The sequence below is a fragment of the Thiorhodococcus minor genome, assembly GCF_010820565.1.
GTDB lineage: Bacteria > Pseudomonadota > Gammaproteobacteria > Chromatiales > Chromatiaceae > Thiorhodococcus > Thiorhodococcus minor.
Genome location: NZ_JAAIJQ010000102.1, coordinates 1 through 17,192, shown reverse-complemented (window position 1 = coordinate 17,192; position 17,192 = coordinate 1). Strand labels below are relative to the sequence as shown.

At 62.6% G+C, this 17,192-nt stretch carries 32 protein-coding genes; all 32 read right to left on the bottom strand.

Annotation, left to right across the window (positions count from 1 at the left end; all coding sequences use genetic code 11):
• Positions 1-257 precede the first annotated feature (257 nt).
• Positions 258-1,043, bottom strand: coding sequence for a tellurite resistance TerB family protein (locus G3446_RS22785; protein ID WP_164455611.1), 786 nt, complete (start codon positions 1,041-1,043; stop codon positions 258-260).
• Between the two features lie 149 nt (positions 1,044-1,192).
• A complete protein-coding gene (locus G3446_RS22780) occupies positions 1,193-2,161 on the bottom strand; it encodes a zinc metalloprotease HtpX (RefSeq protein ID WP_164455609.1) in 969 nt (322 codons plus the stop codon).
• A 60-nt stretch (positions 2,162-2,221) separates the two neighbouring features.
• Positions 2,222-2,980 carry an SAM hydrolase/SAM-dependent halogenase family protein gene (locus G3446_RS22775; RefSeq protein WP_164455608.1) on the bottom strand — a complete coding sequence of 253 codons (759 nt, stop codon included), beginning with the start codon at positions 2,978-2,980 and terminating at the stop codon, positions 2,222-2,224.
• Positions 2,981-3,075: 95 nt separating this feature from the next.
• Positions 3,076-3,468, bottom strand: a complete 393-nt coding sequence (gene rplQ, locus G3446_RS22770; RefSeq protein WP_164455605.1) for a 50S ribosomal protein L17 — start codon at positions 3,466-3,468, stop codon at positions 3,076-3,078.
• Positions 3,469-3,540: 72 nt separating this feature from the next.
• On the bottom strand, positions 3,541-4,548 hold the full coding sequence (locus tag G3446_RS22765) for a DNA-directed RNA polymerase subunit alpha (protein WP_164455603.1): 1,008 nt from the start codon (positions 4,546-4,548) through the stop codon (positions 3,541-3,543).
• A 22-nt stretch (positions 4,549-4,570) separates the two neighbouring features.
• Complete coding sequence (gene rpsD / locus G3446_RS22760; RefSeq protein ID WP_164455601.1) at positions 4,571-5,191, bottom strand: 30S ribosomal protein S4; 621 nt, start codon at positions 5,189-5,191, stop codon at positions 4,571-4,573.
• A 26-nt stretch (positions 5,192-5,217) separates the two neighbouring features.
• Positions 5,218-5,607 (bottom strand): 30S ribosomal protein S11, encoded by a 390-nt coding sequence (rpsK, locus tag G3446_RS22755; protein WP_164455599.1) that lies wholly within the window; start codon positions 5,605-5,607, stop codon positions 5,218-5,220.
• Positions 5,608-5,643: 36 nt separating this feature from the next.
• A complete protein-coding gene (rpsM, locus tag G3446_RS22750; RefSeq protein ID WP_164455597.1) occupies positions 5,644-6,000 on the bottom strand; it encodes a 30S ribosomal protein S13 in 357 nt (118 codons plus the stop codon).
• Between the two features lie 85 nt (positions 6,001-6,085).
• Positions 6,086-6,199, bottom strand: a complete 114-nt coding sequence (gene rpmJ, locus G3446_RS22745) for a 50S ribosomal protein L36 (protein WP_164455595.1) — start codon at positions 6,197-6,199, stop codon at positions 6,086-6,088.
• Between the two features lie 149 nt (positions 6,200-6,348).
• Positions 6,349-7,701: a preprotein translocase subunit SecY gene (gene secY / locus G3446_RS22740; protein WP_164455593.1), complete on the bottom strand. Its 1,353-nt coding sequence runs from the start codon at positions 7,699-7,701 to the stop codon at positions 6,349-6,351.
• 18 nt (positions 7,702-7,719) lie between these two features.
• Positions 7,720-8,154 carry a 50S ribosomal protein L15 gene (gene rplO, locus G3446_RS22735; protein ID WP_164455591.1) on the bottom strand — a complete coding sequence of 145 codons (435 nt, stop codon included), beginning with the start codon at positions 8,152-8,154 and terminating at the stop codon, positions 7,720-7,722.
• A gap of 1 nt (position 8,155) precedes the next feature.
• On the bottom strand, positions 8,156-8,347 hold the full coding sequence (gene rpmD, locus G3446_RS22730; RefSeq protein WP_164455588.1) for a 50S ribosomal protein L30: 192 nt from the start codon (positions 8,345-8,347) through the stop codon (positions 8,156-8,158).
• Positions 8,348-8,350: 3 nt separating this feature from the next.
• Positions 8,351-8,857 (bottom strand): 30S ribosomal protein S5, encoded by a 507-nt coding sequence (gene rpsE / locus G3446_RS22725; RefSeq protein ID WP_164455586.1) that lies wholly within the window; start codon positions 8,855-8,857, stop codon positions 8,351-8,353.
• 12 nt (positions 8,858-8,869) lie between these two features.
• The gene (rplR, locus tag G3446_RS22720) at positions 8,870-9,226 is read right to left on the bottom strand and encodes a 50S ribosomal protein L18 (RefSeq protein WP_164455584.1); all 357 of its coding nucleotides are present in this window, start codon (positions 9,224-9,226) and stop codon (positions 8,870-8,872) included.
• A 12-nt stretch (positions 9,227-9,238) separates the two neighbouring features.
• A complete protein-coding gene (gene rplF / locus G3446_RS22715; RefSeq protein ID WP_164455582.1) occupies positions 9,239-9,772 on the bottom strand; it encodes a 50S ribosomal protein L6 in 534 nt (177 codons plus the stop codon).
• Positions 9,773-9,784: 12 nt separating this feature from the next.
• Entirely contained in the window at positions 9,785-10,180 is a 396-nt protein-coding gene (rpsH, locus tag G3446_RS22710; protein WP_164455580.1) for a 30S ribosomal protein S8, read from the bottom strand.
• A gap of 262 nt (positions 10,181-10,442) precedes the next feature.
• On the bottom strand, positions 10,443-10,748 hold the full coding sequence (gene rpsN, locus G3446_RS22705) for a 30S ribosomal protein S14 (RefSeq protein WP_164455578.1): 306 nt from the start codon (positions 10,746-10,748) through the stop codon (positions 10,443-10,445).
• Between the two features lie 38 nt (positions 10,749-10,786).
• Positions 10,787-11,326, bottom strand: coding sequence for a 50S ribosomal protein L5 (gene rplE / locus G3446_RS22700; protein WP_164455576.1), 540 nt, complete (start codon positions 11,324-11,326; stop codon positions 10,787-10,789).
• A gap of 14 nt (positions 11,327-11,340) precedes the next feature.
• Positions 11,341-11,658, bottom strand: coding sequence for a 50S ribosomal protein L24 (gene rplX / locus G3446_RS22695; RefSeq protein WP_164455574.1), 318 nt, complete (start codon positions 11,656-11,658; stop codon positions 11,341-11,343).
• A gap of 13 nt (positions 11,659-11,671) precedes the next feature.
• Positions 11,672-12,040, bottom strand: a complete 369-nt coding sequence (gene rplN / locus G3446_RS22690; RefSeq protein WP_164455572.1) for a 50S ribosomal protein L14 — start codon at positions 12,038-12,040, stop codon at positions 11,672-11,674.
• A gap of 115 nt (positions 12,041-12,155) precedes the next feature.
• Positions 12,156-12,416: a 30S ribosomal protein S17 gene (gene rpsQ / locus G3446_RS22685; RefSeq protein ID WP_164455571.1), complete on the bottom strand. Its 261-nt coding sequence runs from the start codon at positions 12,414-12,416 to the stop codon at positions 12,156-12,158.
• A complete protein-coding gene (gene rpmC / locus G3446_RS22680; protein ID WP_164455569.1) occupies positions 12,413-12,613 on the bottom strand; it encodes a 50S ribosomal protein L29 in 201 nt (66 codons plus the stop codon). Before rpmC ends, rpsQ begins: the two co-directional genes overlap by 4 nt.
• On the bottom strand, positions 12,613-13,026 hold the full coding sequence (gene rplP / locus G3446_RS22675; protein WP_164455566.1) for a 50S ribosomal protein L16: 414 nt from the start codon (positions 13,024-13,026) through the stop codon (positions 12,613-12,615). The genes rpmC and rplP overlap by 1 nt, the downstream gene beginning before the upstream one ends.
• Positions 13,027-13,029: 3 nt before the next feature.
• A complete protein-coding gene (gene rpsC / locus G3446_RS22670) occupies positions 13,030-13,707 on the bottom strand; it encodes a 30S ribosomal protein S3 (RefSeq protein WP_164455564.1) in 678 nt (225 codons plus the stop codon).
• A gap of 18 nt (positions 13,708-13,725) precedes the next feature.
• Positions 13,726-14,058: a 50S ribosomal protein L22 gene (gene rplV / locus G3446_RS22665; RefSeq protein WP_164455562.1), complete on the bottom strand. Its 333-nt coding sequence runs from the start codon at positions 14,056-14,058 to the stop codon at positions 13,726-13,728.
• A gap of 13 nt (positions 14,059-14,071) precedes the next feature.
• The gene (gene rpsS / locus G3446_RS22660; protein ID WP_153974992.1) at positions 14,072-14,350 is read right to left on the bottom strand and encodes a 30S ribosomal protein S19; all 279 of its coding nucleotides are present in this window, start codon (positions 14,348-14,350) and stop codon (positions 14,072-14,074) included.
• 19 nt (positions 14,351-14,369) lie between these two features.
• Positions 14,370-15,197 (bottom strand): 50S ribosomal protein L2, encoded by an 828-nt coding sequence (rplB, locus tag G3446_RS22655; protein WP_164455560.1) that lies wholly within the window; start codon positions 15,195-15,197, stop codon positions 14,370-14,372.
• Positions 15,198-15,228: 31 nt separating this feature from the next.
• Positions 15,229-15,525 carry a 50S ribosomal protein L23 gene (rplW, locus tag G3446_RS22650; protein ID WP_164455558.1) on the bottom strand — a complete coding sequence of 99 codons (297 nt, stop codon included), beginning with the start codon at positions 15,523-15,525 and terminating at the stop codon, positions 15,229-15,231.
• Entirely contained in the window at positions 15,522-16,133 is a 612-nt protein-coding gene (gene rplD, locus G3446_RS22645) for a 50S ribosomal protein L4 (RefSeq protein ID WP_164455556.1), read from the bottom strand. Before rplD ends, rplW begins: the two co-directional genes overlap by 4 nt.
• Positions 16,134-16,139: 6 nt before the next feature.
• On the bottom strand, positions 16,140-16,790 hold the full coding sequence (gene rplC, locus G3446_RS22640; protein ID WP_164455554.1) for a 50S ribosomal protein L3: 651 nt from the start codon (positions 16,788-16,790) through the stop codon (positions 16,140-16,142).
• A 10-nt stretch (positions 16,791-16,800) separates the two neighbouring features.
• The gene (gene rpsJ, locus G3446_RS22635; RefSeq protein ID WP_007040450.1) at positions 16,801-17,112 is read right to left on the bottom strand and encodes a 30S ribosomal protein S10; all 312 of its coding nucleotides are present in this window, start codon (positions 17,110-17,112) and stop codon (positions 16,801-16,803) included.
• A gap of 4 nt (positions 17,113-17,116) precedes the next feature.
• Positions 17,117-17,192 (bottom strand): EF-Tu C-terminal domain-related protein (locus G3446_RS22630; RefSeq protein ID WP_163139998.1); only part of this gene is annotated, 76 nt, incomplete at its 5' end.

Here is a 17,192-nt window from a genome sequence, read left to right as displayed (position 1 = left end):
CGCAGCTACATGTCTCATCAGCAGTTCACATGGCAGCCACCTCGCAGGCTGCTAGACTGGCCAGGTTTCTCCTGGCACACCGAAGTGCGCAAAGAATTTCAATCCGCAGCGGATGCTGCTCACCGAGCAGGTGAGCGACGCACATCGTCTAAAGCATCGCGCTTCTTCCTGCCCTTTGCGCCTTTGTGGCTCGAATTGGCGATTCCAGGACAAACCCACCAAAGCAGCCTTGGCCCAGCTGGAGATCCGGATTGCGATCAGTCAGCCAGGCCCATGGAAGCCCGGATGTGCTGCACGACCATTGGGTGGAGCCCCGTCTTCTCGGCAAGCTGACGGAGATAGTCGCGCTCGGCATCCGTATCGACCTCGACGGCGAGCAAGGATGCCGCATAGACCTCGGCGGCGACCTCCTGATTCGGGATCTCGGCAACGAAGGCGTCGAGATCGAGCGGCTCGCGAAACTGGGCCATCAGCCAGGCCTCTTCTTCCTTGCCCATGCCATAGGACTCGGCCTTGCCGGCAATCCGCTGGACCTCGTCGACACTCACCTCGCCGTCCGATTTCGCAATACTGATCATCCCCTTGAGGATGAGCCGGGCCTTGGTCTCGAGAACCTGCGCCTCGGCCTCCGTCTCCGGCGCCTGAAGGCCTAACGGGAGTCGACCGCCACTGAACGGTGCTTGGGCGCCCTCGCCGCCCTGCCCCTGCCCGGCGCTGGTCAGCGCCTTGAAGGCAACGCCCGCAAGCATGGCCAGGGCACCTCCCGTCACCGCACCCTTCACCGAGTCGCCGCCACCGCCGAGCACCGACCCCAGGACAGCACCCAGCCCGCCCGCGTGCAATGGACTGTCGCCGGCGTTGCGGAGCTGGTCCTTTGCCGCCCCCATGATTCCATCCAAGAGTCCGCCCGCACCGCCTTGACCGCCTAGCATCTCACCGAGATTCGCCTGCAGATCCTGGAATGCATTCCCCATACGGGCCTGACCGGATTGCCCGACGTTGCCCTGCAAGAACGCCCCAAGTAGGTCGCCGAAATTGGCCATGATTGCTGTCTCCTCAGTCGATCGAGAATCTTGTCAGATCGCGCGCCGGTGGCAGAGGTCATGCACCGCCAGCGGCCATCACCGAGCACGACCATTGTCCTCCTCGGGGCGCCCCTTTAGAAGCCGCAACCGAGCGGGCGATTCGCGGCTCAGTACCAGAGACCACTGGCCCGCCAGCGTGGCCGTCGTCGAGGCACAAGCCCGGGATAGTCCAGGGGATGATGCATGCCGATCATCGACCAGGGCATCTGCAAGGTCGCCCGCCCGCGACCTGGCACGAGCTCCATTAGCTGCCTCAGCCGCTCCTCGGTCGGCGGATGCGTGCGCAGCAAAGAAGGGTTTGGATTGCGCCTTCCCGGCATGACGATCTGCTCCCAAAAGGCCCCTTGCATCCTTTCCAGCTTGATCAGCGCCGAGGCCAGCCCCTCGGGATCGCAGGTGAGCTCCACGGCGCTGCGATCGGCCTCGAGCTCGCGACTGCGCGAGAGGGCCAACTGGACCAAGGCGCTGATCCAGGGGGCCGCCAGCAGGAGCACTAGCGGAATCAGCGGCGGCAGCCCGGCGCCAAGCAGGACCAGGGGGATGCTGACGATCAGCAGCACCTGGCCGGCGAGGCTCAAGAGCCCGGTCAGTCGGCTCACCAGATCGGCGAACGACATGACACGAATGTCCTCATTGGCTACGTGGCTGAGCTCATGGGCGAGCACGGCGGCGACCTCGCGCAAATCCAAGCGCCGCAACACGCCATCCGATAGCGCGATGGCCGCTTGGTCACGCGACCCCGTCGTGAAGGCCGTCATCACCGACGTCGGCAGGTAATAGAGCCTCGGCAGGCTGTCGATGCCGGCGCGCAGGGCAAGCTCGGCAAGAATGGCGTAGAGCTTCGGCGCCTCATCGTAGCGAATCGGACGGGCACGGTAGAGCGACAGCACCAAGCGTGGCGAGCCCGCCGGATTGATGGCATAGAGCAGCAGCATGCCGACCAGGATCATCCATGCGAATGAGGCGCCACCAAGTATCCAGGCCAAGCAGCCGAGCAGCAGCCCCAAGGTCGCCAAGAGGCCCAGGCTCTGGAGATTGTTGCGCAGCTTGTGATCCAGTAATGGCGCCCTGCCCATCACGGCTCTCTATCCATCACCGCATTCAGAGACATGCCAGCGGCCGATCCCAGTCCCAGCTCAGCCGTCCTCAGGCACCAGGGGACCGATACGCTCACCCGGAGCCAGCCCGAGCGAGGCATCCGCACGCCCCTGATTGACGGCGACCTCCACCAGCCCCAGGGCGTTCTCATACCAAAATGCCTCTCCCTGCGCGACCTCGCAGAAGGTCCTCGCAAACCTCAGCAGATGCGCGCCCAGGGGCAATCGATAGCCATGGGGAGAGTCCGGCGCGCGTATGCCGCTGAGACAGTTCCCGAACCGATCGACATAGACCACCCGCTCGAGATCCGCGGGCCAATCCGCGCCGACCATCTGGCTTGGAGCCACTTCGGCGAGCCCGAGCCCCTCTCCGCGGCAGAGCCGCGCGGCAGCAGGCGCGAACCAGTCGCGCCCGTGAAAGCTCGCGGACGGGGTCGGCGGCCGCCAGCCGATGCGCCAGACGCGCGCAGACCTCGAGCGCGCAACCATGGGCGCGAAGAGGCCGTTGTCAGGCCCCAGCAGCCAGTCGTCATCGACCCGCGCCAACAAGGCATCGCGCTGCCCCCCCACCCCCGGATCGACGACGCAAAGATAGAGTGTTCGCTCCGGCATGTCGCCTGCGAGCGCAGGGAGCAGGTAGGCGGCCAGATCGGGCCGGAACGGCGGCAAATCCTGGACCAGGTCGATCTGCGCGACGGCCGGCGCCAAGACCTGAAGGCGTGCGCGCATCTGGCCAACATAGATGCCGTCGCCAAAGTCGGTGACGACCGCGATTCGGTCTATGGATGCTCGACTCATCTGCCCTCCTGCCTACCCGGACCACAATTCGATCAGACACAAAAAAGCCGGGCTTGTGCCCGGCTCTTCAGCGTCACCGCATTCACATGTCGCAGTCAGTCCTCATCGACCTCGACAACGGCCTCGACGATCGGACGGTCGATGAGCTCGACATAGGCCATGGGAGCGGCGTCACTTGGACGATAACCGCACTTGAGGATGCGCAGATAGCCACCGGGGCGGCTCTGATAGCGCGGCCCCAGCTCGGCGAAGAGCTTGCCGACGGCCTCCTTATCGCGCAGACGCGCGAAGGCGACGCGCCGCTTGTGCACGGAATCGGACTTGGCCATGGTGATCAAGGGCTCGGCAACGCGACGCAGCTCCTTGGCCTTGGGCAGTGTGGTCTTGATCAGCTCGTGACGAAAGAGAGAAGCGGCCATGTTACGGAACATGGCCTCACGGTGAGAGCTGGTACGATTCAAGTGCCTTCCGGCTTTGCGGTGACGCATGGTCCTGATCCTGAATCAATCGTTAGTTCTTGAAATTCGTGGGTCGGATCGCGGGACGACCCGCGACCAGAGTTATCGAACGCTGAGCTCGGCGATGTTCTCGGGCGGCCAATTCTCGAGGCGCATGCCGAGCGAGAGGCCGCGGGTTGCGAGCACGTCCTTGATCTCGGTCAGCGACTTCTTACCGAGATTCGGCGTCTTGAGCAGCTCGACCTCGGTCCGCTGAATCAAGTCGCCAATCAGATAGATATTCTCCGCCTTCAGGCAGTTGGCAGAGCGGACCGTCAGCTCTAGGTCATCCACCGGGCGCAGCAGGATGGGGTCATAAGGTGACTCGTCACGCGACTCCGCAACCTGACTCTCCGCAGGACCCGTGCCCTCGAGCGCGACGAAGCTCGAAAGCTGATCGCGCAAGATGGTCGCCGAGCACTGAATGGCCTCTTTGGGATCGATGGTCCCATTCGTCTCCAGGTCGATCACCAGGCGGTCCAGATCGGTGCGCTGCTCGACGCGCGCGGACTGCACTTCGATCGCGACCCGGCGGACCGGGCTGAAGGAGGCATCGATGGGCAGCTTGCCGATCGGCCTGTCCTCGCTCTCCAGCTCACGCTGGCTCGCGGGCTCGTAGCCACGCCCTCGACGCACGGTGAGCGTCATGCTCAGCTCGCCCTCGGTCAGATTGGCGATCACCAGGTCCGGATTCGCGATCTCTGCCGTGTGGTCGATCTGGATATCCGCCGCAGTCACCGCCCCCGCACCGCTCTTGCTCAGCGTGAAGGTCGCTTCGTCCTTCCCTTTCAGCGAGATCGCGAGCTGCTTGAGATTCAACAGGATCTCAAGCACGTCCTCCTGGACACCCTCCAGCGTGGTGTACTCGTGCAGAACGCCCTGAATCTCGACTTCCGTTACGGCGCAACCGTCCATCGAAGAGAGCAAGATCCGCCGCAGCGCGTTTCCAAGCGTGTGGCCGAAGCCGCGCTCCAGAGGCTCCAGCGAGACCTTGGCGTGGCAGGAGCTACCATCGACCAGATCGACCTTAACGATGCGCGGTTTCAGAAATTCGCCAATAGCGTCAGTCATTCAGTGCCTCTCTGGGAGCTCCTTACTTGGAGTACAGCTCAACGATCAACGACTCGTTGATATCCGCCGGCAAGTCTGAGCGGTCCGGGACGCGTTTGAAGACGCCCTTGAATCCCTTGCTGTCGACCTCGACCCAATCGGGAAAGCCGTACTGGTCGGCAAGCGCGAGGGCATTCTGAACGCGAACCTGCTTGCGCGCGGGCTCACGGACCTCGACCTCATCATCAACGCTCACCTGGTAGGAGGGGATGTTGACGATACGTCCGTTGACGAGGACCCCCTTGTGGCTGACCAGCTGGCGTGCCTCGGCGCGCGTCGAGCCGAAGCCCATGCGGTAGACAACATTGTCCAGGCGGCGCTCGAGGAGCTGCAGAAGCACCTCACCGGTCGCACCCTTGGTCTTGGCCGCCCGCTTATAGTAGTTGCGGAACTGCTTCTCCAGCACACCATAGGTGCGACGCACTTTCTGCTTCTCACGCAGCTGCACGCCATAGTCGGAAAGGCGGCGGCGGCGGTCGGTCGTCTGACCGGGCTGCTTCTCTAGATTGCACTTGGTATCCAAGGCGCGAGCGCGGCTCTTGAGCGAAAGATCGCTGCCTTCGCGTCGCGCCAGCTTGCAGGTAGGGCCTGTATAGCGTGCCATGTCTCTTCCTGTTGAACTGTCAGACGTCAGACGCGCCGCTTCTTGGGCGGACGACAGCCGTTGTGCGGGATTGGCGTCACGTCGGTGATGCTGGTGATCTTGAAACCGGCGTTGTTGAGCGCGCGCACGGCCGATTCGCGGCCAGGACCTGGCCCCTTCACGTTCACATCCAGGTTGCGTAGACCATATTCCTTCGCCGCCTGCCCAGCCCGATCCGCAGCCACCTGAGCCGCGAACGGCGTGCTCTTGCGCGAGCCGCGGAAGCCGGAGCCGCCGGAGGTCGCCCACGCCAGGGCGTTGCCTTGACGGTCGGTAATCGTGATGATGGTGTTGTTGAAGGAGGCATGGACGTGAGCGACCCCGTCCGCGACCTGCTTCTTGACCTTCTTTTTCGTACTGCGAATCGGTTTAGCCATTCGACTTAATCCAGCTCGTGTGCAGCGCGCGGGCGCTTAGCGTTTGATCGGGCGACGCGGCCCCTTACGGGTCCGGGCGTTGGTTCGGGTGCGCTGACCACGCAGCGGCAAGCCGCGACGATGACGAATCCCGCGATTGCAGCCGAGATCCATGAGCCGCTTGATGTTCATCGACACCTCGCGACGCAAGTCACCTTCGACGGCGAACCTCGCGACTTCAGCACGCAGCTTCTCGACTTCTTCCTCGGTGAGGGCCTGGACTTTGGTCTCGCGCGGAATGCCCGCCGCGTCGCAAATCTGACCCGCACGGGTGCGACCGATGCCGTAGATCGCGGTCAGAGCGATCACGGCGTGTTTTTTATCTGGGATATTGACGCCGGCGATACGGGCCATAGCTTACGAACCCCTTAATCCTAAAAGCTCAGCGGGTAAACCGCGTAGTATACCAAACTGATCCGAATGGTCAACCAAGCAGAGATCAGCCTTGGCGCTGCTTGTGACGCGGATCCGAGCAGATGACTCGAACAGAGCCATTGCGACGGATGATTCGGCAGTTTCTGCACATTTTCTTGACGGATGCACGCACTTTCATTGTTTGTCTCCTAAGACTCGAGCGCCGCCGGACGGGCAAGGCCCGCCCAGTGCGAGCGCCTAGGCGCTTGAAAATAGAGCGACTCGAAAACCCTGTTCTCGAGTCGCAAAGCAGCTAGATGCCGGAAGGGCAATTGGCCAACGCTTGGATCAGCGCAGCATGCCGGCGCCCGGCGCCTTTAGGTTTGCCTTCTTCATCAGGCCTTCGTACTGATGGGACATCAAATGGGCCTGTACTTGGGCCATGAAGTCCATGACCACCACCACGACGATCAGCAAGGAGGTGCCGCCAAAGTAGAAAGGCACGTTGTAGCCGACGATCAGGAACTCGGGCAGCAAGCACACCGCCGTGATGTAGAGTGCACCAGCCCCGGTCAAGCGCGTCATGACGGCATCGATGTAGCGCGCGGTCTGCTCGCCCGGACGAATACCTGGGATGAAGGCTCCGGAGCGCTTCAGATTGTCCGCCGTGTCCTTCGCGTTGAAGACCAGAGCTGTGTAGAAAAAGCAGAAGAAAATAATCGCCGAGGCGTAGAACAGCACATAGACAGGCTCTCCGGGGGAGAGCTTAGATGTGATGTCCGCGATCCAGCGCAGATCCTCGCTACTCCCGAACCACTGCCCCAGCGTCCCCGGGAAGAGGATAATGCTCGAGGCGAAGATCGGCGGAATGACGCCGGCCATATTCAGCTTGAGCGGCAGATGCGTGCTCTGCGCCTGCATCATCTTGCGACCCTGCTGGCGCCGCGCATAGTTGACCGTGATGCGGCGCTGGCCGCGCTCGACGAACACGACGAAGGCCGTCACCGCGAGAGCCATGGCAAGCAGCGCCAGCACCGCCAGCGCGTTCATCTCTCCAGTCCGTGCGAGCTCGAGCGTACCGCCCAAGGCCGCTGGGAGTCCGGCCACGATTCCCGCGAAGATGATCATCGAGATGCCGTTCCCAATGCCGCGCTCGGTGATCTGCTCGCCCAGCCACATCAGGAACATGGTCCCCGTCACCAAGGAGACGGCGGCCGTGAAGACGAAGCCCATGCCAGCATGAGTCACCAACGCGGAGCCGCCCGCAGTCTGCCCCTGCAGGGCCATAGAGATCCCGATGGCCTGGAAGGTCGCCAGGAAAACCGTGCCATAGCGGGTGTACTGGGTGATCTTCCGACGCCCGGACTCGCCCTCTTTCTTCAGCTGCTCGAGCTGAGGCACCACGGCGGTCATCAGCTGCACGATGATCGACGCCGAGATGTAGGGCATGACCCCGAGGGCGAACAGACTGGCACGCTCCAGCGCCCCACCGGAGAACATGTTGAACATGTCCAGGATGGAGCCCTGATTCTGCTCGAAGAGGATGGCAAGCGCCTCCGGATTCACCCCGGGAACCGGGATGAAGGTACCGATCCGGTAGACCAGCAAGGCCCCCAGTAGGAACATCAAGCGCTGCTTCAGCTCGGTCAACTGACCGGCCGCGCCCAGCGCCTTACCCATGGATCCGACGTTCTTAGCCATCCGTTTCGCGCCTTTCGCTTAGTCTTCGACCTTGCCGCCGGCCGCCTCGATCGCGGCTCGCGCACCCTTGGTGACACCCAGACCGCGCACGGTCAGTGCGCGCGAGAGCTCACCGGAGGCAATGACCTTCGCCGACTTGACGCCATGGTTGACGACATCCGCCTTCTTGAGGGCCTCCAAATCGACCACGTCGCCTTCGACCCGCGCCAGCTCCGTCAGGCGCACCTCGGCGCGATGCAGCGCCTTGCGCGAGCGAAAGCCGACTTTCGGCAGACGGCGCTGCAAAGGCATCTGACCGCCTTCGAAGCCGACCTTGTGGAAACCGCCCGACCGGGACTTCTGACCTTTGTGGCCGCGGCCACAGGTCTTGCCGAGTCCACTGCCGATTCCACGGCCGACGCGCTTAGCGGCGGAGCGACTGCCCTCGGCAGGCTTCAATTCATTGAGACGCATCTCAGGACTCCTCCACGACCTTGACCATGTAGGACACGGCATTGACCATGCCGCGCGTACAAGGCGTATCCTCGACTTCCACAACCTGGTGCATGCGGCGCAGGCCCAAGCCACGCACACAAGCCTTGTGGCGATCTAGGCGACCGTTGGCGCTGCGCACCAACTTCACCTTCATCATCTTTTTGTCAGCCATCGCTTACCCCAGGATCTCTTCGACGGTCTTGCCGCGCTTGGCGGCGACGCTCTCGGGGTCGCTCATGCCACGCAGACCGTTCACGGTCGCACGCACGACGTTGATCGGATTGTTGGTCCCGATGCACTTCGCGAGCACGTTCTGCACGCCCAGCACCTCGAAGACCGCGCGCATGGCGCCGCCTGCGATGATACCTGTACCGTCGGAGGCCGGCTGCATGAAGACCTTGGCCGCACCGTGACGCCCCTGCAGCGGATACTGCAGCGTGGTGCCGTTGAGCTTGACCTCGACCATGTTCTTGCGCGCGCTCTCCATCGCCTTCTGGATAGCGATCGGCACCTCACGCGCCTTGCCACGTCCGAAGCCGACACGTCCCTTGCCGTCGCCGACGACGGTCAGCGCGGCAAAGCCAAACTGCCGGCCGCCCTTGACGACCTTGGCGACACGATTGACCTGGACCAGCTTTTCGAGGAGCTCGTCGCCCTCTGCCTTTGGATTGAAGTTCGCCATTGTCCGACCCCCTTAAAATTTCAGTCCGGTCTCGCGCGCCGCATCCGCGAGCGCCTTGACACGACCGTGAAAACGGAAGCCGGAACGGTCGAATGCAACCGAATCCACTCCAGCGGCCAAGGCGCGCTCGGCGATTGCCTTGCCGACGACAGTGGCTGCCGCGACATTCGCCTTGTTACCCTCGATCGACTCACGGAGATCTTTCTCCACCGTCGATGCACTCGCCACGACCTTGTCGCCGGTCGGTGCGATGATCTGGGCGTAGGTGTGACGCGGGGTGCGGTAGACGCACAAGCGATGAACACCCAGCTCCCGAATCTTGGCGCGAGCCCGCGTCGCACGACGCAGACGAGCCTGTTTCTTATCCATTTCTGAGACCCCTTATTTCTTCTTGGCTTCCTTACGCCGGACGTTCTCGTCGGCGTAACGAACACCCTTACCCTTGTAAGGCTCCGGAGGCCGGAACCCACGAATCTCCGAGGCGACCTGACCGACCTGCTGTTTGTCGGCGCCAGTCACGACGATTTCGGTCTGACTAGGGGTCTCGATGGTGATGCCTTTCGGCACCGGATAATCGATCGGATGGGAGAAGCCCAGGCTCAGATTCAGGACCGAGCCCTTCGCCTGCGCGCGATAGCCAACGCCGACCAGCGTCAGCTTACGCGTGAAGCCCTCGCCACAGCCCACAACCATGTTGCTGAGCAGAGCTCGGGTCGTGCCGGCCATGGCCCAAGCGCTTTGCTGCCCTTCAGCCGGAGCAACCTTGATCGCACCATCTTCCTGGCAGACAGCAACCGTGGGGTGGACATTCCACTCCATGCTGCCTTTAGAGCCCTTGACCTTGACACTCTGGCCGGAAATCTCGACGGCGACACCTTTCGGCACCTGGATGGGGGCCTTTGCTATGCGTGACATATCCGTCTCCCCTTAAGCAACGTAGGCGATGATCTCGCCACCGTGCCCAGCTTGCCGGGCCGCGCGGTCGGTCATCAGACCCTGAGAGGTGGAGACGATCGCAATGCCGAGCCCCGCCCAGACCTTGGGCAGCTCACTCTTGCTGCGATAGATGCGCAGACCAGGACGCGAAACGCGCTTTAGGAGCTCGATGACCGGCTTGCCGCGATAGTACTTGAGCTTGATGACCAGATTGGACTTACTGCCGTTGGTCTCGACGCTCGCGTCGGCGATGTAGCCTTCGTCCTTGAGCAGATCCGCGATCGCGACCTTCTGCTTGGAGGACGGCATCACGATGGTGATCTTGCCGCGCTGCTGGCCGTTGCGGATGCGTGTCAGCATATCCGCAATCGGATCAGACATACTCATTTGGCTTCTCCTGGGTCAGGCCACCTTTGCGGTGCGATACCCGAGTTTCTTTAGTGGTCAGTAGTCAGTGGACAGTTGGGGGCAGCTGAGAGGCCCCGCCTTGCATAGGCCGCCGACGTCTTTGCCGAGCCCCGCCGCAAGCTCGCTCACGCTTGCCGCGAATCACAGGCTCTCTAAGTGATCAGCAAGACAACGCCAAGTGATCAGTAGATGGCGACCGCCTCCTACTGTCCACTGACCACTGCCCACTGACCACTCGAATCTACCAGCTCGCCTTGACGACGCCCGGAACGTCACCGCGCATCACGGCTTCGCGCAGCTTGTTGCGCGAGAGCCCGAACTTGCGGTAGACGGCATGCGGGCGCCCGCTGACGCGGCAGCGGCGCTGCTGCCGGCTCGGACTGGCGTCGCGCGGCAGCTTCTGCAGCTTGAGCGTCGCCTCGTCGATCTGCTCCGGACTCGCGTTGCGGTCGTTGATCACAGCCTTCAGGGCCGCACGCTTCGCGCTGTACCGGGCTGCGATTTGAGTGCGCTTGCGGTCGCGCGCAATCATGCTCTTCTTCGCCATAGTGCTGTCTCAGAATCTGCTGTCTCAGGTCCGATCGATCAGTTACGGAACGGGAAGTTGAAGGCCTCGAGCAGCGCTCGCCCCTCTTCGTCCGTCCGCGCCGACGTCGTAATGGTGATATCGAGTCCACGGATCGCATCGATCTTGTCGTAGTCGATCTCCGGGAACATGATCTGCTCGCGCACGCCCATCGAGTAGTTCCCACGCCCGTCGAAGGCCTTGGGGCTCAGACCGCGGAAGTCGCGGATACGGGGGATCGAGACATTGATGAGTCGATCCAAAAACTCGTACATGCGCTCGCGACGCAGTGTGACCTTACAGCCGATTGGCCAGCCTTCGCGGATCTTGAAGCCCGCGACGGACTTGCGCGCATAGGTCACGATCGGCTGCTGGCCAGCGATGGCCCGCATGTCGGCGACGGCATTCTCCATCACTTTCTTGTCGGCGACGGCCTCGCCCACACCCATATTGAGTGTGACCTTCTCGATCCGAGGCACCTGCATGACGCTCTTGAAGCCGAAGCGCTCCTTGAGCTGGCCGACCATGCGCTCTTTGTATTCAGTCTGTAATCTGGACATCTCGCTTCCTTCCCTCAGACGTCGGCGACTTCGCCGTTCGACTTGAACACGCGAACTTTGCGCCCGTCTTCGAGGACCTTGAAGCCAACGCGATCCGCGCCACCCTTTTGCGGGTTGTACAGCGCGACGTTGGACACGTGGATCGGCATCGCCTTGTCGATGATCCCGCCTGGCTCACCGGCTTGAGGGTTCGCCTTTTGATGCTTGCGCGCGATATTGATGTTCTCGACGACCACATGATCGGCGTCGACCACCTTGAGCACTGTCCCGCGCTTACCCTTGTCCTTGCCCGTGATGACCATGACGTCATCGCCTTGTCTGATCTTTTGCATGACGTCAGTCTCCTTACAGCACTTCCGGCGCCAGCGAAATGATCTTCATGAAGCGCTCGCCGCGCAGCTCGCGCGTGACGGGGCCGAAGATACGGGTGCCAATGGGCTGAAGCTGGTTGTTCAGCAGCACGGCTGCGTTGCCGTCGAAACGGATGAGCGAGCCATCGGGGCGACGGACCCCTTTGCGCGTGCGCACGACGACCGCGTTGAACACCTCGCCCTTCTTCACCTTACCGCGAGGAATGGCATCCTTGACGGTGACCTTGATGACATCGCCGATGCCCGCGTAGCGCCGATGCGACCCGCCAAGCACTTTGATGCATTGCACGCTCTTGGCGCCGCTATTGTCGGCGACGCTGAGATTCGTCTGCATCTGAATCATTGTCTTCTACCTAAAGCTCGTTGCTGATTCCGGGGCGAGCCCGGTTGCTCTGCGAATGACCGCGCTAACCGCGAGGACGGACGAGTACCAGAGGGCGAAAGCGGACCGATACCGCTCAGCGCGCTTTTTCCAGGACCTCGAGCAGCCGCCAGGTCTTTGTCTTGGAGAGGGGACGGCACTGCTCGACCCGAACCCAGTCACCCTGGTTGCAGCTATTGTCTTCGTCGTGCGCGTGCACCTTGGTGGAGCGGCGCATGAACTTGCCGTAGAGCGGATGCTTGACCCGACGCTCGACGAGCACGGTCACGGTCTTGTCCATGGCGGCGCTGACGACGCGCCCTTCCAGTGTCCGGTTGATCTTCGTCTCGTCGCTCATGATTTGCCGCCCGCCGTCATTTCAGCCATGACCGTCTTGACCCGGGCGATATCCCGGCGCACGGTCTTCATCTGCGAGGGCTTGGACAGCTGACCGGTGCCTTTTTGCATGCGCAGATTGAACTCCTCACGCAACAGCTCCAGCAGCTGCTTGTGCAGCTCCTCGACACTGCTGTTTCTCAACTCGCTTGCCTTCATCACAGAATCGTCCGCTTTTCAAAGGTGGTCTGCACCGGCAGTTTGGCCGCGGCCAGCTTGAAGGCCTCGCGCGCCAGCTCCTCGCTCACACCCTCGATCTCATAGAGCATGCGGCCCGGCTGGATGAGGGCGACCCAGTACTCGACGTTACCCTTACCTTTACCCATGCGAACCTCGAGAGGCTTCTTGGAGATCGGCTTGTCGGGGAAGACGCGGATCCACAGCTTACCGCCACGTTTGACGCGGCGCGTAATGGTGCGTCGGGCGGCCTCGATCTGGCGCGCCGTGATCCGACCGCGGCCGGTGGCCTTGAGCCCGAACTCGCCGAAGCTGACCCGGTTGCCGCTCTGGGCGAGACCACGGTTACGGCCCTTGTGCTGTTTTCTGAACTTGGTGCGTTTTGGCTGCAGCATGGCTTAACCCTTCTTACCAGCGGCTTTCGGTGCTGGCTCCTCGGGCTGCTGGTCCGCGAAGACCTCGCCCTTGAAGATCCAAACCTTCACACCAAGCACGCCATAGGTGGTTTGCGCCTCGGCGAAGCCATAATCGATGTCCGCGCGCAGGGTATGCAGCGGCACACGGCCGTCACGCGCCCACTCGCTGCGGGCGATCTCGGCACCGTTCAGACGGCCTGCGACGTTGACCTTGATACCCTCGGCTCCGAGGCGCATCGTGTTTTGGATGGCGCGCTTCATGGCGCGGCGGAACATGATCCGACGCTCCAGCTGCTGCGCGATCCCCTCGGCGACCAGCTGGGCGTCGAGCTCCGGCTTGCGGATCTCCTCGATGCTGATATGCACCGGGATCCCCATCATCGCCGAAACCTTCTTACGCAGCTTGTCGATGTCCTCGCCCTTCTTGCCGATCACCACACCCGGACGTGCCGTATGAATGGTGATGTGCGCATTCTTGGCCGGACGGTCGATCTGAATGCGACTGACCGAGGCCTTGGCGAGCTCCTTGCGCAGGAAGTCACGGACCTGAAGATCAGTGTTCAGCAGATCGGCGTAATCTTTCGAGCTTGCATACCACTTGGACGTCCACTCTTTGACGATTCCAAGGCGGATGCCATTCGGATGAACTTTCTGTCCCATGCTGGTCCCCTGGGTCCCCTAGGCTTCGGCCACAGTCAGCGTAATGTGACTGGTGCGCTTCATAATGCGGTTCGCGCGACCCTTGGCACGGGCGCGAATGCGCTTCATGGTCGGGCCCTCGTTGACCTGAATGGCCGCGACCTTCAGCTCGTCGATATCCGCACCCTCGTTGTGCTCGGCGTTGGCGATGGCGGACTCCAGGACCTTCTTGATGATCCCGGCACCTTTCTTGGTGCTGAACGACAGCGTGGCCAGGGCGTCCTCGACATGGCGGCCCCGAATCAGATCGGCGACCAGACGTGCCTTTTGGGCCGAGATCCGGGCGTATTTGTGTGTTGCTACGGCTTGCATCCTCGACCTCCGACTAGCGCTTCTTCGCCTTCTTGTCGGCGGCGTGCCCGCGATAAGTGCGGGTCAGCGCGAACTCGCCGAGCTTGTGGCCGATCATGTTTTCATTGACGAGCACCGGCACGTGCTGACGCCCGTTATGGACCGCAATGGTCAGACCAACCATCTCCGGCAGAATCATGGACCGGCGTGACCAGGTCTTGATCGGGCGCTTGCTGTTTTGCGCGACGGCTTCTTCCACCTTCTTGATCAGGTGGTGGTCCACAAAGGGTCCTTTTCGAATCGAACGTGGCACTTGCTCAACCTCGACTTATTTACTTGCGACCGCGACGACGCACGATCATGCCGTCAGTCCGCTTATTGTTACGCGTCTTATGGCCCTTGGTCGGCACGCCCCAGGGCGTCACGGGATGACGTCCGCCGGACGTGCGTCCCTCGCCACCGCCGTGCGGGTGATCGACAGGGTTCATGACGACACCGCGCACCGTCGGGCGAACGCCACGCCAGCGGCTCGCGCCGGCCTTGCCGAGCTTGCGCAGGCTGTGCTCGTTATTGCCTACCTCGCCGATGACGGCGCGGCAGTCGGCATGCACCCTGCGCATCTCACCCGAGCGCAGCCGCAAGGTCGCCGTGCCGGACTCGCGCGCCACCAGCTGTGCGGAAGATCCGGCCGCGCGCGCCATCTGGGCGCCCTTGCCAGGCCGCATCTCGATGCAGTGGACCTGAGTGCCGACCGGGATGTTGCGCAGCGGCATGCAGTTTCCCGCGGCCACTGGAGCGATCTCGCCGGACAGGACCTGAGCACCGACGCTCAAGCCCTTCGGCGCGATGATGTAGGTCCGCTCGCCGTCCGCGTACTTCAGGAGGGCGATGTGCGCAGAGCGGTTCGGGTCGTACTCCAAGCGCTCGACAGTCGCCGGAACACCTTCCTTGTTACGCTTGAAATCGATGATGCGATAACGCTGCTTGTGACCACCGCCCTGATGACGGACGGTGATGCGCCCCTTGTTGTTGCGGCCACCCTTCTTGGTCTTCTTGGCCAGCAGAGGCTCATGCGGGGCCCCCTTATGCAGCTCCGCCGTCTGCACCTTGACCACGAAGCGGCGCCCGGCAGACGTCGGTTTAGTCTTTACGATTGCCATCTTGATCTATCCGTTGCTGTCCGCCGCGCAATCAAGCTGCGCCGCCGAAATCGATGTCTTGGCCGGGCTGCAGGCGGACATAGGCCTTGCGCCAATCCTGGCGCTTGCCGAGCCGCTGCCCGAAACGCTTTTGCTTGCCCTTGACGTTGAGGATCTGGACCTCGTCCACCTTCACCTCGAACAGCAGCTCGACGGCCTTGGCCACCTCTTGCTTGGTCGCGTCGCAGACCACCCGGAAGGCGACCTGCCCCGCGGTCTCGGCCAGGCGCGTCGACTTCTCCGAGATGATGGGCGACAGCAGCACCTTCATCAGACGCTCGTTGTTCATGCCAAGCGCTCCTCAAGCTTCTTGATCGCGGCCTCGGTCGCGAGGACGTGACCAAAGGCGATCATGCTGACCGGATCGACCTCCTGCGCCGACAAGACGTCGACCTTCGGCAGATTGCGAGCGGCCAAATACAGGTTTTCATCGAGCCCCTCGGTCAGGATGAGCACATCCTCGACGTCGTGGGTCTTCAGCAATGCGACCAGCTCTTTGGTCTTCGGCGCAGAGACCGACAGCTCCGAGACGACGATCAGACGCTCGGTGCGAACCAGCTCCGAGAGGATCGAGCGCACGGCGCCGCGATACATCTTGCGGTTCACCTTTTGGCTGTAGTCGCGCGGCTGGGCGGCAAAGGTCACGCCGCCGGAGCGCCACAAGGGGCTTCGCGAGGTGCCGGAGCGAGCCCGGCCAGTGCCTTTCTGGCGCCAAGGCTTGGAGCCGCCACCGGCAACCGCTGACCGATTCTTCTGTGCCTTGGTCCCGGCCCGCGCACCCGCGAGGTAGGCGGTCACGACCTGATGCACCAAGCCTGGTTTGAACTCGACGCCGAAGACGGCGTCGGAAACCTGCACACTGGACGCGCCAGTGCTGTTTCTGATGGCGATCTCCATGAGTGCTTAGCCCTTGTTCTTTTGCTTCACGGACGGCAGCACGATCAGGCGACCACCAGTCGGACCGGGCACACCGCCACGGACCAGGAGCAGGTTGCGGTCGGCGTCCACGCGTACTACCTCGAGGTTCTGCTGGCAGCGATTGGCGGCACCCAGGTGCCCCGCCATCTTCTTGCCTTTCCAGACGCGGCCAGGCGTCTGGTTCTGACCGATCGAGCCGGGCGCACGGTGCGACAACGAGTTTCCGTGCGTGCGATCTTGGCCGGAGAAGTGGTGGCGGCGAATGGCGCCAGCGAAGCCGCGCCCCTTGGTGACACCGCGCACGTCGACCTTCTGACCGGGCTCGAAGATGGAGACCGTAATCTCCTGACCGACCTGAACGTCGGCACCTTCGCCCTCTTCCAGCCGGAACTCCTTCAGCGCCTCGCCGGCCTCGACACCCGCCTTGGCGAAATGTCCCGCCATCGGCTTGGTGACGCGCGAGGCACGACGGTTACCAAAGGCGAGCTGAACGGCGCTGTAGCCGTCGGTCTCAGCGGTCTTCACCTGGCTGACACGATTTGGCGCCACCTCGATCACGGTAACAGGAACGCTTTCGCCTTCCTCGGTGAAGAGGCGCGTCATGCCGGCTTTGCGGCCGATAACTCCAATTGTCATCGTATCGTCCTCAGCTCAGCTTGATCTGGACGTCGACACCGGCGGCCAGATCCAGTTTCATCAGCGCGTCGACCGTCTTGTCGGTCGGGTCGACGATGTCCATCAGACGCTTGTGGGTGCGCAGCTCGTATTGATCGCGCGCGTCCTTGTTGACGTGCGGCGAGACGAGGACGGTGAAGCGCTCCTTCTTGGAAGGCAGCGGAACCGGCCCCCGCACCTGAGCGCCCGTGCGCTTGGCGGTATCGACGATCTCTCGAGCGGACTGGTCGATCAGACGGTGATCGAACGCCTTCAGTCGGATTCGGATTCTCTGATTCGTCATGTCCTTACTCGATGATCTTGGAAACCACACCAGCGCCGACGGTACGACCGCCCTCGCGCACCGCGAAGCGCAGACCCTCT

What these genes read in the sequence shown, in the direction of transcription:
- G3446_RS22785 (WP_164455611.1), bottom strand. Translation starts at nt 1,043, where the DNA reads ATGGCCAATTTCGGCGACCTACTTGGGGCGTTCTTGCAGGGCAACGTC.
- G3446_RS22780 (WP_164455609.1), bottom strand. Translation starts at nt 2,161, where the DNA reads ATGGGCAGGGCGCCATTACTGGATCACAAGCTGCGCAACAATCTCCAG.
- G3446_RS22775 (WP_164455608.1), bottom strand. Translation starts at nt 2,980, where the DNA reads ATGAGTCGAGCATCCATAGACCGAATCGCGGTCGTCACCGACTTTGGC.
- rplQ (WP_164455605.1), bottom strand. Translation starts at nt 3,468, where the DNA reads ATGCGTCACCGCAAAGCCGGAAGGCACTTGAATCGTACCAGCTCTCAC.
- G3446_RS22765 (WP_164455603.1), bottom strand. Translation starts at nt 4,548, where the DNA reads ATGACTGACGCTATTGGCGAATTTCTGAAACCGCGCATCGTTAAGGTC.
- rpsD (WP_164455601.1), bottom strand. Translation starts at nt 5,191, where the DNA reads ATGGCACGCTATACAGGCCCTACCTGCAAGCTGGCGCGACGCGAAGGC.
- rpsK (WP_164455599.1), bottom strand. Translation starts at nt 5,607, where the DNA reads ATGGCTAAACCGATTCGCAGTACGAAAAAGAAGGTCAAGAAGCAGGTC.
- rpsM (WP_164455597.1), bottom strand. Translation starts at nt 6,000, where the DNA reads ATGGCCCGTATCGCCGGCGTCAATATCCCAGATAAAAAACACGCCGTG.
- rpmJ (WP_164455595.1), bottom strand. Translation starts at nt 6,199, where the DNA reads ATGAAAGTGCGTGCATCCGTCAAGAAAATGTGCAGAAACTGCCGAATC.
- secY (WP_164455593.1), bottom strand. Translation starts at nt 7,701, where the DNA reads ATGGCTAAGAACGTCGGATCCATGGGTAAGGCGCTGGGCGCGGCCGGT.
- rplO (WP_164455591.1), bottom strand. Translation starts at nt 8,154, where the DNA reads ATGCGTCTCAATGAATTGAAGCCTGCCGAGGGCAGTCGCTCCGCCGCT.
- rpmD (WP_164455588.1), bottom strand. Translation starts at nt 8,347, where the DNA reads ATGGCTGACAAAAAGATGATGAAGGTGAAGTTGGTGCGCAGCGCCAAC.
- rpsE (WP_164455586.1), bottom strand. Translation starts at nt 8,857, where the DNA reads ATGGCGAACTTCAATCCAAAGGCAGAGGGCGACGAGCTCCTCGAAAAG.
- rplR (WP_164455584.1), bottom strand. Translation starts at nt 9,226, where the DNA reads ATGGATAAGAAACAGGCTCGTCTGCGTCGTGCGACGCGGGCTCGCGCC.
- rplF (WP_164455582.1), bottom strand. Translation starts at nt 9,772, where the DNA reads ATGTCACGCATAGCAAAGGCCCCCATCCAGGTGCCGAAAGGTGTCGCC.
- rpsH (WP_164455580.1), bottom strand. Translation starts at nt 10,180, where the DNA reads ATGAGTATGTCTGATCCGATTGCGGATATGCTGACACGCATCCGCAAC.
- rpsN (WP_164455578.1), bottom strand. Translation starts at nt 10,748, where the DNA reads ATGGCGAAGAAGAGCATGATTGCGCGCGACCGCAAGCGCACTCAAATC.
- rplE (WP_164455576.1), bottom strand. Translation starts at nt 11,326, where the DNA reads ATGTCCAGATTACAGACTGAATACAAAGAGCGCATGGTCGGCCAGCTC.
- rplX (WP_164455574.1), bottom strand. Translation starts at nt 11,658, where the DNA reads ATGCAAAAGATCAGACAAGGCGATGACGTCATGGTCATCACGGGCAAG.
- rplN (WP_164455572.1), bottom strand. Translation starts at nt 12,040, where the DNA reads ATGATTCAGATGCAGACGAATCTCAGCGTCGCCGACAATAGCGGCGCC.
- rpsQ (WP_164455571.1), bottom strand. Translation starts at nt 12,416, where the DNA reads ATGAGCGACGAGACGAAGATCAACCGGACACTGGAAGGGCGCGTCGTC.
- rpmC (WP_164455569.1), bottom strand. Translation starts at nt 12,613, where the DNA reads ATGAAGGCAAGCGAGTTGAGAAACAGCAGTGTCGAGGAGCTGCACAAG.
- rplP (WP_164455566.1), bottom strand. Translation starts at nt 13,026, where the DNA reads ATGCTGCAGCCAAAACGCACCAAGTTCAGAAAACAGCACAAGGGCCGT.
- rpsC (WP_164455564.1), bottom strand. Translation starts at nt 13,707, where the DNA reads ATGGGACAGAAAGTTCATCCGAATGGCATCCGCCTTGGAATCGTCAAA.
- rplV (WP_164455562.1), bottom strand. Translation starts at nt 14,058, where the DNA reads ATGCAAGCCGTAGCAACACACAAATACGCCCGGATCTCGGCCCAAAAG.
- rplB (WP_164455560.1), bottom strand. Translation starts at nt 15,197, where the DNA reads ATGGCAATCGTAAAGACTAAACCGACGTCTGCCGGGCGCCGCTTCGTG.
- rplW (WP_164455558.1), bottom strand. Translation starts at nt 15,525, where the DNA reads ATGAACAACGAGCGTCTGATGAAGGTGCTGCTGTCGCCCATCATCTCG.
- rplD (WP_164455556.1), bottom strand. Translation starts at nt 16,133, where the DNA reads ATGGAGATCGCCATCAGAAACAGCACTGGCGCGTCCAGTGTGCAGGTT.
- rplC (WP_164455554.1), bottom strand. Translation starts at nt 16,790, where the DNA reads ATGACAATTGGAGTTATCGGCCGCAAAGCCGGCATGACGCGCCTCTTC.
- rpsJ (WP_007040450.1), bottom strand. Translation starts at nt 17,112, where the DNA reads ATGACGAATCAGAGAATCCGAATCCGACTGAAGGCGTTCGATCACCGT.